General features: G+C 68.8%; 8 protein-coding genes. 5 read left to right on the top strand and 3 right to left on the bottom strand.

The annotated features are described in order from the left end of the window. Positions 1-6 precede the first annotated feature (6 nt). Positions 7-1,224: a hypothetical protein gene (locus tag ACE3SG_RS04950; protein ID WP_374562884.1), complete on the top strand. Its 1,218-nt coding sequence runs from the start codon at positions 7-9 to the stop codon at positions 1,222-1,224. A gap of 12 nt (positions 1,225-1,236) precedes the next feature. Then, the gene (locus ACE3SG_RS04945; RefSeq protein ID WP_374562883.1) at positions 1,237-2,199 is read left to right on the top strand and encodes a hypothetical protein; all 963 of its coding nucleotides are present in this window, start codon (positions 1,237-1,239) and stop codon (positions 2,197-2,199) included. A gap of 71 nt (positions 2,200-2,270) precedes the next feature. Here ACE3SG_RS04945 and ACE3SG_RS04940 read toward each other — a convergent pair whose 3' ends face one another. From ACE3SG_RS04940 to ACE3SG_RS04930, 3 genes are all read right to left on the bottom strand, one after another. Next, a complete protein-coding gene (locus ACE3SG_RS04940) occupies positions 2,271-5,567 on the bottom strand; it encodes an amidohydrolase family protein (RefSeq protein ID WP_374562882.1) in 3,297 nt (1,098 codons plus the stop codon). 100 nt (positions 5,568-5,667) lie between these two features. Further along, positions 5,668-5,922 (bottom strand): DUF4282 domain-containing protein, encoded by a 255-nt coding sequence (locus ACE3SG_RS04935; protein ID WP_374562881.1) that lies wholly within the window; start codon positions 5,920-5,922, stop codon positions 5,668-5,670. Between the two features lie 57 nt (positions 5,923-5,979). Continuing rightward, a complete protein-coding gene (locus tag ACE3SG_RS04930) occupies positions 5,980-9,372 on the bottom strand; it encodes an AAA family ATPase (RefSeq protein WP_374562880.1) in 3,393 nt (1,130 codons plus the stop codon). Between the two features lie 342 nt (positions 9,373-9,714). Between ACE3SG_RS04930 and ACE3SG_RS04925 the strand changes: the two genes are divergently transcribed. From ACE3SG_RS04925 to ACE3SG_RS04915, 3 genes are all read left to right on the top strand, one after another. After that, on the top strand, positions 9,715-9,921 hold the full coding sequence (locus ACE3SG_RS04925; RefSeq protein ID WP_374562879.1) for a hypothetical protein: 207 nt from the start codon (positions 9,715-9,717) through the stop codon (positions 9,919-9,921). Continuing rightward, on the top strand, positions 9,876-11,381 hold the full coding sequence (locus ACE3SG_RS04920; protein ID WP_374562878.1) for a M64 family metallopeptidase: 1,506 nt from the start codon (positions 9,876-9,878) through the stop codon (positions 11,379-11,381). Before ACE3SG_RS04925 ends, ACE3SG_RS04920 begins: the two co-directional genes overlap by 46 nt. A gap of 135 nt (positions 11,382-11,516) precedes the next feature. Beyond that, positions 11,517-12,434: a helix-turn-helix domain-containing protein gene (locus ACE3SG_RS04915; RefSeq protein WP_374562877.1), complete on the top strand. Its 918-nt coding sequence runs from the start codon at positions 11,517-11,519 to the stop codon at positions 12,432-12,434. Positions 12,435-12,485: the final 51 nt, after the last annotated feature.

The following is a 12,485-nucleotide window of genomic DNA, read 5'->3' as shown; positions in this document are numbered from 1 at the left end:
AGGATCATGAAACGAATTGTGTGCGCCAGCCTGTTCCTGGCGACGTTGAGCCCGGTGTTTGCTCAGGGTGCTGCCGAAACCACGGCATTCCCCGGTGAGGAATACATGGCCTTCTCGATTTCCACCATCGATCAAGAGTGCAAGGTGCAATGGGCGTTTGAGACCGCCGTCGCCCAACAGGGGCAGCATGGCACGGCGACGGCCGGGCAGGCGCAATTGCCGCATGACGGGTGTCCCGGGCTCTTCCCGTTCGCTGTCGGGCGATACAAATGGACGCTGGGCGACACCGCCTTGAAAGACAGCTTCGTGCTGAACGTCAAGTTCCCGCCGAATCAAGGCGGCTGGCAACCGGTGACCGTGCCCGTCAAGCGAGCCGCCGTCGAAGTCAAATCCCTCAGTCTCGAGAAGGGGACGGCGGTACTGAACCTCAATGGCGGCCTCGACACTGCGGGCACACTGACCTTCGACTTCGAGACAGCGGGCGGGTTCGTCTCTTCGCAGACCACCGCCACCTACTACCAGCCTGGTTCGGCCATCAGCGTCGGCATCGACCGGCCGACGATCAAGAAGGGCAAGTACTCGAAAGTCAACGTGACCTGGAATACGTTGACCTATCGCATGGACTCGCAGACGCCGATCGCGCACGCGGTGAAGACCACCTACACGCCTTCGAAGCCGTGGAACGTTCTTGGCGTCGTCCGCTATTCGCAATACAACGTCGCCAATGAAGCGAAGTGCACCGGTGCCGCCGTTCAGAAATGGGTGGTCGACTCGGTGACCCAGTGCAACTTCAGCCAGACATTGTTCAAGAGCGACTTCCTCGATTTCACCAGCCGCAACGGCACCGGCAAGTCGTCGAACTTCGGCTACCTCAAGCCGGGTGCCGCCACCAGCGTGGCAACCTCGTGTGCCGATGAGATGCCGCCGAATGTGAATATCAAGGACATCTATGTCCAGGTCGACTCTGTGACCGGCGCCTGCAACAGTGACCTGTTGGGTGGCGTCTCCGTGGCGACCTTTGCGAAGAATTGCACTGGCAAGGAGACGCTCGTCAAGAGCAACAACAAGCTGTTCCAGAAGAGAGACGTGGACGACAAGTGCCCTGCATGCGATGCAGATTTCCGCGGAACCGATGGTCACATCGACGCGTTCGCCAATGTCGACTCATGCGATCCGCATGACATCCCGGATCTCGGCAATTACTGGACTCTCCAGCAACCGTAAGGGAGACAAGAAATGAAGAAACAAAAATTTCTCAACGCCGGGTCGCTGTGCACGCAGGCGCTTTGCGGCGCATTGCTGCTGGGCCTGGCGGGTGCCGCCATGGCCGGGTCTGTGGTCAAGGTCCAGACGTCCGAGCCCAGCGCTGCCGTGTCGGTCAAGGAGTATCAGGACGAGTCGCTCACGGCACGCGCTGTGGCGTCTGCCAGCAAGAGCGCGCTCAGCCTTCGCTTGCAGGACGGGACGAACCGTGAAATCCAGTTGAGCCGGGATGTCGAACGGGTCGACCTCATGGCGCGCCATGGCGACCGCCTGGCGATCGTCAACCAGCTCTTTGGCGGCGGCGCCGAGGTGATGGTCGTCGACTGGAAGAGCGGCGAAGTTGTCGATCGCTTCTGGTGCTACGCACCGTCGCTGTCGCCGGACCATTCGTCGATCGCCTTTGTCCGGTTCTACCCGACCCACTTTGTCAACAGCCCCGAGAGCCAGTACCGCGTGTATCGCCTGGACCGGACGCCCGCGCAGAACCGCCAGTCGTCGAAAGACCAGGCCGCAGGCATCGGCTCGCCGGCCGCCGACTTGGGGTTGGCCGTCTACCCGACGGGCCGCCGGGCGATGCGGCCCAACGTCGAGGTGCCCGAGGCCGAAGCGCACCAGCACATGTCGACCCTGGTCTGGTCCCGCGACTCGAAGGCCCTGGCCTTCGTCGACGCGATCGGCCCGAAGGTTGAGGCGGTGGTCGTGAAGGTCGGCGCCACGCGCGACGAGGTTGGCCATTGGTCGTGGCCGCTGGACAAGCTCGACGACGTGTGCATCCGCGGGATGGCCAAGGACGGGTGCAGCACCGTGTCCATCAATGACTTTGGCGTCGACCTGGACGTGCCGCAGGCGCGCCTGCAGATCACGCTGCCCAAGTCGTCGCTGTTCCCCAACGGCTACAGCCGGGCGTTGACACTGCCGGCCGAAGCAGTCCGCTGAGCCCTCGCGCGGGGGGCGTGCCCCCGTGACGCCCGGCCGCGCATGGCGCGCGGCCGGTGCGTTGCCCGGCGTCAGTCTTCGCCGTGGCTCTGCGCGTCGATGTCGACCGGCATGCCGGTGCCCGCGCTGCCTTCGAAGAAGAAGGGCTTGCGTGATCTGGCCTGGGGCCAGACCTCGTTCAGCGTCGGTACCTCGAACAGCCGGCCGTTCTGCATCACGTGGCTGATCTGGTCGCTCTGGCGGATGTCGGTGAGCACGTCGCCGCGGATCATCACCAGGTCGGCCAGCTTGCCGGGCTCGATCGAGCCGAGGTCGCGGTCCAGGCCCAGGTAGTGGGCCGGGTTGATGGTGGCCGTGCGGATGGCTTCGAGCGGGCTCATGCCGCCCAGGCCGAACATCCACATCTCCCAGTGCGCGCCAAGGCCCTCGCGCTGGCCGTGCGCGCCGATGTTGACCTTCACGCCCTTGCGCTGCAGCTCGGTGGCGGTGCGGGCCACGCGCACCACGTTGTAGTCGTCTTCGGGGGCCATCGGCCGGCGCACGCTGCGTGATTCGAGCAGCGTGCGTGGCACGAACTTGCTCAGCAGCGGGTGCTTCCAGACGTCGGTGTGGGCGTACCAGTAGTGCTCGCCGTCGAGGCCGCCGTAGGCCACGTTCAGCGTCGGCGTGTAGCCCACGCCGGTCTGCGGCCACAGCTGCTTGACGTCGTCGTAGACCTCGGCGATCGGCAGCGCGTGTTCGATGCCGGTGTGGCCGTCGATCACCATGCTCATGTTGAGCTGGAACATCGAGCCGCCCTCGGGCACGACCATCATGCCGGTCTGGCGCGCGGCCTCGAGCACCTGCTGGCGCTGCTCGCGCCGCGGCTGCTGGTAGCTCTTGACGCTGATCGCGCCCTCGGCCTTCTGGCGCTTCAGGTGCGTCAGCGCGTCGTCCAGGCCGTTGACGACCGCGGTCACGCCGGCCTTGGCACCGTAGAGGATGGTGCCGGTCGAGTAGATGCGCGGGCCGACGACCAGCCCGGCGCGCTGCAGCTCGGCCGTGGTGAAGACCTCGCTGTTGCGGTTGGACGGATCGTGGATCGTCGTCAGGCCGAAGGCCAGCGAGGCGTAGTTGATCCAGCTTTGTTGCGGGATCAGCTCCGAGTCGCCCATCGGGCCGTGCCAGTGCACGTCGATCAGGCCGGGGATGATGGTCTGGCCGCGCGCGTCGATGGTCTTGGCCTGCGGCGGCACCTGCACCTGCGCGGTGGGCCCGACGGCCACGATGCGGTTGCCTTCGACGACGATGGTGCCGTTGTCGATGACCTCGTCGAAGTTCGGGCCCTTCATCGTCGCGATGCGGGCGCCGATCAGCGCGATCGTGCCCTGCGGCTTGTCGGCCTTCTGGTTGAAGCCGATCTTCAACCCGTTCTCGGGCGGCTTGTAGCCGGGTGTCTTCTCGGTGCCGGGGGCAAAGGCGTCGGCCAGCGCGGTGGTGAACAGCTCGTCGCCGATCGAGAAGTGCAGCTGCTTGCTGTCGCCGCTCCAGTGCATCGCCAGGCCGGCGTTGACATCGAGCTGGCGCACCGGCAGCGCGTCCATCTTCGGGCCCACCGACACCGACTTGCCGGTGCGCGGCAGCGGCGCCACGTAGGCATGGAAGCGTTCGGCGAAGCCCAGCCACTGGCCGTCCGGCGAGACGGCGTAGTCGGAGACGAACTCGCCGTGCGCGACCTCGGTCTCCTGCCGATCTTCGAGGTTGATGCGCACCAGCTTGCGCTGCATGTCGACCTCGTTGCTCATGCTGAAGCGCGAGACGTAGACCTCGTCGTTGCGGTCGCCGAACTGCGGCGCTTCGCCCTCCTTGGTCAGGCGCGCCGGGGCGGTCTTGCCGTCGCTGCGCACGAGGTAGACACCGAGGTCGAGCCCATGCCAGGGCGAGGTCAGCAGGCCGCCGCGGGCCTTGGTGAAGACCACGCTCTTGCCGTCGGGCGAGAAGCGTGGTTCGAGGTACTTGCCGGGCACGGTGGTCAGCACCGTCTCGCGGCTGGTGTCGAGCTGCAGCTTGCGCACCGAGCCGAGCTGCTCGTCGTTCCAGGTCACGAAGACCAGCTCTTTGCCGTCGCGCGAGAAGCTGGGGAAGAACTCGAAGCGTTCGTTGGTGGTCGTCAGCCGGTAGGGCTTTCCGTTGGGCAGGTTCTTCAGGTACAGGTGGCCGAGCGCCGAGTAGACGACGCGCGACCCGTCGGGCGACACGTTGACCGAGCCCAGCTGGTGCACGGCGAACTCGTCGGGCGCCACCACCTGGGGCACACGCTGGGCGGTGCGCAGCTCGCGCGTGTCCTTCACGTGAAAGGGGATGTCCACGGCGGTGTTGTGGAACGGGTCGACCCGCCACAGCTTGCCGCGTGCCCAGGCCACGATGCCGCGCGAATCGGGTGTCCACGCAAAAGCCGGGTAGACGCCGTAGACCGACCAGGCCTCCTGCAGGTCGCGCTCCAGCCCCGGCCATGCGGCGCGTTCGACGCCGGTCGCCAGGTCTTTCAGGAACAGCGTGCTCTGGTTGCGCACGCGGCGCACGAAGGCGAGGTATCTGCCATCGGGCGACGGGGTGGGTCGGATGGCGCCGCCCGGGCCTTGCACGAAGGGCTCGACCGAACCGTCGGAGAGGTCCTGGCGGTAGATCTTGAAGATCTCCTTGTTCGAGTCCTTGTTGTACTCGAAGGTCTTGCCCGGCGTCGCGTCGTGCGAGTAGTAGAGGAACTTGCCATCGGGCGACAGCGCCGGCTCGCCGAGGTCTTTCTGCCAGTTCGGCTTCTCGTTCAGCGCCATGCCCTTGCCGCCGCTGACGTGGTAGAGCCAGATCTCGCCCGAGCCGGCCGAGCGGGTGCCGGTGTAGTGCTTGCGGGCGGCGATGTACTGGCCGTTCGGGTGCCAGACCGGGTTGTTCAGCAGGCGGTAGTCTTCGTTGCTGACCGCGCGGGCGCCGCTGCCGTCCGCATTCATCACCCACACGTTGTCGCCGCCGCCGGCGTCGCTGATGAAGGCGATCTGCTTGCCGTCGGGCGAGAAGCGGGCCTGGTGTTCCCAGGCGATCGAATGCGTCAGCGGCCGGGCCTCGCCGCCGGCGATCGGCAGCAGGTACAGGTCACCCAGCAGGTCGAACACCAGCGTCTTGCCATCGGGGCTGACGTCCACGCTCATCCAGGTGCCGGTGCGCACGTCCAGCTCGGCGGTGGCCGCTTCGCCCGGTGGCTGGTTCACGTTCCAGCTGGGTTTCTTGGGTGTCGTGTCGGCCGCATCGGCCGCCAGCGCGGCGGGCGCGGCAAACAGGCTGGCGATCAACAAGGCCAGCGGGGCAGGGCGGCGGTTGAGGGCGGTGAGCATGAACGGCGCCAAAAAGTGGAAGCCGCGAGCATAGCCGCGCTGCCGGCCCGAATCGGCCACGCGCCGTCCGCACAGACCCTAGAGGCTAGGGGTGGGCTGCCTACAGCCGCTGCGAGACCGCCGCCATGTTCTCGTTGATCTTGAACAGCACGATCAGCAGTTCACTGCCGACGCGCGCGCCCAGGGCGCCGCCGGCCATCACCACCAGCCCGGCCGCGATGCCAGGAAAGCTCAGCGGGCCGAGGCTGAGCATCGTGGCCGCGCCCGCAGCGGCTGAAGCCGCCAGCATCAGCCAGTACAGGGCGGTGATGATCCGCGGCGTGATCATCGAATCGAAGAACAGGAGCGATCGCATTGCGCTCTCCTCACGGCCACGGACGTCAGGCCTGGCGACACGGTAGGGCCCGGGCTGTTACCCGCGCGTTACCGGCGTCGTCAGCAGCGTGCGGTTGATCGGGTTGCGCTGCAGGAAGCTGTCGCGAAAGGCGGGCGGCACCTCCTGCGTGGCCGCGTCGATCCAGGCGTGGGCGGTGCGCAGCACCTGGTTGGCGGCGGACGTGTCGCCCAAGCCGGCGAACACGCGCTGCGCGATCCACCAGGCCTCGGGCAGGTACATGTCCCAGGGCTTGATGCCGGCCAGCGCGCCCAGCGCGTCGTGCGCCAGCGCGGCGGCCTCGGCCAGCAGGCCGCCGCGGCGCAAGGCGTCGATGCGATACCAGCGGGCCTTGGCGGCCACCGCCAAGTACTCGATGTGCTCGGCCTGGGCTTCGAGGTCTGCAGCATGGGCCGCGGCCTGGGCGGGCGCTTCGTGCGGCAGCCCGTCGATCGCGGCCAGCAGCCGGCCATAGGGGTCACCCGCCTGGCCCAGCATCGCCAGGGCTTCGGCCAGCAAGGGCTGCGGGTCGTGCTGCAGCGCGCTGGCGATGCGCGCGGCGATCACCAGGCGGCGCGAGCGGGTCGGCCGGTGCACGGCCTCGTCGTCGGCCGGCAGCGCCTGCTGCGCGCGGGCGGTCTGCCCCAGTTGCAGCAGCAGGTTGGCGCGGTGGTTGCCGGCGATCGTGACCCAGGTGCCTTGCCCGGCGCGGGCGAACATCGCCAGCGCCGCGTCGAAATGGCCCAGCGCCTGCCCCAGGTGGCCGCCGGCGGCCTGCAGCAGCCCGAGGTGGATCTCGACCGAGCCGGCGGGCACGCCGCCGACATCGCCCAGGCGTTCGCCCAGCCGCTGCGCGCGTTCGGCGTCGCGCAGGGCGTCGTCGAGCCGGCCGAGGTTGCCCTTCACGCCGGCCAGGTTGGACAGCGTGCTGAAGGTCTCGGACAGGTCGCCCCGGGCCTGGCTGCCGGCGATGGCGCGCTCCAGCGCCTCGACGCTGCGGCTGAGCCGGCGCGCGGTGTGCAGCACATACGAAAAGTCGGACCAGAAGCCGTAGGTCTCGTCGTCGGCGGGATCGTCGGGCAGGCCGTCGCGGTAGGGCTCGAGCAGGTTCACCGCTTCGTCACTGCGCTGGGCCTGGGCCAGCGCCACGGCCACGTAGCGCGCGGCGCGGCGCTCGCGGCAGGTGTCGGCCGCGGTGGCGGCCAGCGTTCGCGCCTCGGTGGCGGCGGCCAGCGCTTCGTCGGGCCGCACCGCCATCAGCAGCGTCTGCGCGCGGGCCAGCTGGGCCTCCAGCCGCTGGGTGGCGTTGCGCGCGTCGGCCAGCAGCTCGTCGGCCCAGGCGCGGGCTTGCTCGACGTCTTCGACCAGCAGCAACGCCTCCAGCGATTCGGCCCGCGCGCGGAAGGCCTCGTCGGGTGCGCCGGCTTCGAGCCAGGCCTCGACCGCGCGGCGCCGGTGGGCCAGCTCGTCGGTGCGGCGCGAGGCGGCCAGGGCCTCGCGGGCGGCGGCCTCGTGGGCCAGCGCTGCCTCGCGCCAGTGTTGCGCCGCCTGCCAATGCGAGGCCACGCGGGCCGACGAGACGCCGCGCGCCGCGAGCTGGGCGGCGATCTGCCCATGCAGCGAGCGGGCGACGGTGTCGGGCACGGCGGCACGGGTGGCTTCGAGCACCAGGTCGTGGGCAAACGCGTCGTCGCGCACGATGTGGGCGTCCTGCAGCTCGCGCCACGGGTCGGCCAGGTCGAGCACATGCAGGCCCAGCACGGCGGCGGCGAGCTCGATGTCGAAGTCGCCACCGGCCAGCGCCGCCAGGCGCGCCAGGCGCAGCGCCGGCGGCCGCAGCCGGTCGAGCCGGCGCTCGATGAGGCGGGCCAGCGGCGCGGGCGTCGGCAGCTCGTCGGGTGATGCGGCGTGGTCGTCGCGCAGCAGGGCGCGCAGGGTCTCCAGCAGGAACAGTGGGTTGCCGCCGCTGCGCTTCCACAGCGCCGGCGCCCACACCTGCGGGTCGATGCCCGGCAGTTCGAGCGAGGCGACGAAGGCGTGCACGGCGGCCGCGTCGAGCGGCGACAACTCGAAGGGCTGCAGCGCCGGCTGGTCCAGCGCCTCCAGCGCCTCCAGCGCGGCCAGGCAGTTGGCCAATGCGGGCGGCCCCTCGGCCTGCGGGCGCGAGCCGAGCAACCAGCGCACGCCTTGTGCCTCGCCGAGCAGCGCGGGCAGGGCCTCGAGCGTGGCGGCGTCGGCGAAGTGCAGGTCGTCGATGACGATGCACAACGGCGTCGGTGATGCGGCCGCACCCGAAGCCTGGGCCACCGCGTCGGCCAGCAATGCGGCGGTGGCCGCGCGAAGGTGCAGCGGGTCGAGCCGGCCGGGCGGTGGGGCGCCCCATTCGGGCAGCAGCCGGGCCAGCTCGCTGCGCGCCCAGTCGGCCAGGGCCTGCGGCGCGGGCAGCGCGCGCAGCAGGCGGGCGAGCAGCGCATAGGGCACTGGCGCATCGCTGGCGCGGGCGCCCACGGCCACGTGCAGCCCGCGCGTGGCCGCGAAATCACCCAGCAGCCGGCTCTTGCCGATACCGGCCTCGCCGAGCACCACCACCGCCGCACCGTCATGCCATGCGGCTTCGAGCGCCTGCAGCTCGCGCTCGCGCCCGATCAGCCGCGGCGGCCGCAGCACCGCCGGCGGCAGCGGCCGTGCCGCGGCGTGGGGCAATGCGCCGCCTTGCTCGATCAGGCCGGCGAGGGTGCGGGTCTCGTGCTCGGGTTCGGCACGCAGCTCGAGCGCCAGCAGCTTGACCAGGCGGGCGTAGGCGGCCAGGGCGGCTGCGCGGTCGCCGCGCAGGTAGTGCAGGCGCATCACGCGGCGGTGCGCCGGCTCCTGCAGCGGGTCGTCTTCGAGCAGGCGGTGGGCATAGGCGAGCGCCCGCTCGATCTCGCGCGATTCTTCCAACCGTGTCGCGATGCTGGCCAGGGCTTGGGCGCGTGTGCCGCGCCAGCGCTCGCGCGCCGCGCCCACCCATTCGGCCAGCTCGGCGCAATCGCTGTAGTCGAGCGTGCCCAGCAGCTCGCCGCCCATGCCCTGCGGGTCATCGCCCAGGTGCTGCGCCGGGGCCTGCAGGTCGTGCTCGATGCCGTCGGCCAGGCTCAGCACGTCGCCCGCATGAACGACATCGCGCTCGGCCGTGCGCCGCAGGCGGAACAGGCGCTGGCGCAGGTTGTTGCGGGCGCCTTCGGCGTCGGCATCGGGCCAGATGCGGGTGGCGGCGCGCGAGCGTGGCATCGCGCCTTCGAGTGCCAGCAGCGCGAGCAAGGCCGCGTCGCGGCGCTGCAGCAGGTGTTGCCGGCCGTCGGGCCACTGCAGGCGGGGCAGGCCCAGCAGGCGAACGCGCGGCGCGGCCTCGTGCGACCGTGTGCCGTCGTCGGTCGGCAACTCGGCGTTCATCGCGTGGTGTCCCTCCAGCGCGTCGTTTGTGGGCGCACTCTAGGACGCGAACGAGTGCAGCGTCAAGGTGGCGTTTGCTCTCGAAGGTGCCAGCAACCTGACCTGTCCAGAAACGGGGTTTGCATCAGCGAGACCCGCTGTGCCGGGACTCGATCGAACACCACCTGTCTCTGCGGGCCCACAAGCTGGGGTGGGCGCTTCACTTCTCAATTCCTGCGCAGATTTCAAAAAACCGCTGTGACTTGGCGGCGCGTGCTCGCCGAACCACGCACAGCGGCAGTCACCTGACTACGATGCGCCGCGGTCACGCATCCGATCGCGGCAAATTGAGGAGAGGTGGGCATGCCACATTCAGTTCGACATCTGCGCAGCAGTCGTTTGGCCACGAAAATTCTGCTGCCATTGGTGACCGTGCTGCTGAGCGGGTCGGCCCTGGCGCGTGCCGACGAAGCGCTGATGCTGCGCATCCGCCAGGTGCATGCGGGGGCACCAACGACTATGAGTTGCTCGATGCCGCTCGCGGGAATTTCCAGCTGCGGCCACCATTGACCGAGCCGCGCGCCGATGATCTGGTCGTCGTCGGCCGGGACGAGCAAGGCCGTGAGCTGTTTCGCAGGGCCGTTCGCAACCCGGGGATCCGGCATGCGGAGGCCTTCGATCCGGTCACGGGCCATATCGAAACAGCCGTCGACGTGCAGCGCAGCGGTGGCGTCGTCGAAGTGCACCTGCCCGACGCAGCGGGCTTGGCCACGCTTGATCTGTTCGAGCGTCCGGCCAAGACGGGCGCGGGGCTTGGCAGCCCGGGTCGCCCGGGCGTGTCGGTGGCCGATCCATTGCCGTTGAAGCGCATCTCGCGTCAGGAATTGAACGCGGCGCTGCTCGCGCACAGGGCGCTGCAGCCAAGGGCCGGAAGGGCCACACCGAGCGGAAGCGCCTGGCTTTGGTGGAGTGGCGCGACCAGTGCCCGCATGGACCTGGTATTGATCGGCGACGGCTACACCAGCGCCCAGATGGGCAAGTGGGCCACGGACGCCAAGAAGCTGGCGGACGGTTTCCTGGCCGACCCCTTGTTCGCCAAGAACAAGAACCGGATGAACATCCTTCGTGTCGACATCGCGAGCATCGATTCCGGCGTGACCGAAGGCGGCGTCACGCGCCGCACGGCGCTTGGCACCGTGATCGGTTGCTACAACATGCCCCGTCTGGTCTGTCCGGACGAAGCGCTCACGTACAGCGCCGTCGGCGCCATCACCCCGGTGGACGGGCGCGACGTCATCGTCGTCGTGGCCAACAGCCAGACCTATGGCGGCTCGGGCGGCAACATCGGTGCGCAGACGATGCATCCGCAGGCGATCGAGCTGGGCCTGCACGAGATCGGCCACACGGCCTTCCAGCTGGCCGATGAATACGAAGTGGGAACGTGCACCACTTCCAGCGAGCCGAGCGAGGCCAACGTGACGATGGCGACCACCAAGCCCACGGCCAAGTGGGGTTCGTTGATCGCATCGGGCACCGTGGTGCCCACGCCGCCCGGGTACTACACCAACGGCACCGTGGGTCTGTTCATGGGCGCCAAATACTGCCCCAGCCGCGTCTATCGGCCGACAGAAGACTCGCGCATGCGCACGCTGGGCCAGCCCTGGCACGCGGTGAACGAGCGCCGTGCCGATGCCGTGTTTGCCTACTACGCACCGGACTCGCCTGACACCGTCACCGTGAGCGGGCAGTTGAGCGGCCCGGGCGCCATTGCCTACATGCCCGCGGCAGGGGCGCACCTCAGCAGCCACGGCGGCACGTTCAAAGTCTCGTCGGTGGGGCCCGTCAATACGAACTTCAACCTGCTGCTCTACAAGTGGTCGGGCAGCGCCTGGGTGGTGGTGGCACAGTCGGTCCAGCCTGGCAGCACCGAGTCGATCAGCTACGCAGGCTCGTCCGGCTACTACCTCGCGGGCATCACCTCGGTCAGCGGCAGCGGGCAGTACACGGTGACCTACGCCTTCCCAGACTGAAAGGCTCGGGCGGGGAACGGGCCGTCCACGGTCGATGCGCCTGCAAGGCCGGCGACCGTGGAACCTGAACAAAAATGACGCATTCGCGCTGTCACTCTGTCAACCTTGCAGGTCCGAAAGGCGCCGACCCGGTTCATGGACAGCACGGACACCCTGAAAGACTGGTTCCGCCGCAGCGGTGTGAGCGAGCCTCTGGGCACCTGCGTCGGTCCGTTGCCACGCACCGGCGTGGCGCTGGCCCGATGGTCACGCCGACATCCGAACACCGAACTGCAGACCATCTCGGCACACCCCGACTGCTACCGCATCGCCGTGATGCTCGAGCCCTTGGAATCGCAGGTGTGGGTCGGCGATCGGTCAGTCTGGTGTGGCGTGATCGGCGCGGACCGCTTTCGCATTTGCCCGCCCGGCGCGGCTGGCCGCTGGCGACAGCTGAGCGGCTGCGACATCGCGAACCTGTTTGTGCCGATCGCCACGGTGCGACAGATGGCCGCGAATGGGGGGCTGCCGTCGGGCTACGGGCTCGCCAGCACCCTCTTCAAATCGGACCATCAGGTGCTCGACCTGGTGTGGAAACTGCTGGACGCGCAAGTGTCGGCGGGCCCGCTGACCCCGCAGTACAGCGATGGCTTGGTGACAGCGCTCTTGTGCCATTTGCTGGAGCACCATGCCTGTGCCGGGCCGGCCGAGGCCTCTCGTGGTGGGCTCAGCGGCACGCGGTTGCGCAAGGTGCTGTCGTTCATGGGTGACAACGTCATGCGCGAGCTACCCATCGCCGAGATGGCCGCGCTTTGCGGGATGAGCGAATCGCACTTCTCGCGCGAATTCCATGCCGCGGCAGGGTTGCCGCCGCATCAATACGTGCTGCGGCTGCGGCTGGAGCGTGCGGCACAGGCGCTGCTGGATTCAGACGCCAGGCTGGTGGACATCGCGCTGGACCACGGATTCAGCAGCGCGAGCCATTTTTCGCGCGTCTTTGCGCGGCGCTACGGACAGCCGCCGGCCAGCTTTCGGCGCAACTCGCCTGCCATCAGACCCCGGAGTAGCGACTGAACGGCGCGCAGTCTTCCGCGGCCCGCACATCCCATTGCTGACCTCGACGCC

Origin of the sequence: Ideonella sp., from assembly GCF_041914305.1 — a bacterium.
Lineage (GTDB): Bacteria > Pseudomonadota > Gammaproteobacteria > Burkholderiales > Burkholderiaceae_C > Ideonella.
The sequence above is the reverse complement of the archived record's forward strand: the minus strand, read 5'-3'. Positions and strand labels throughout refer to the sequence as shown.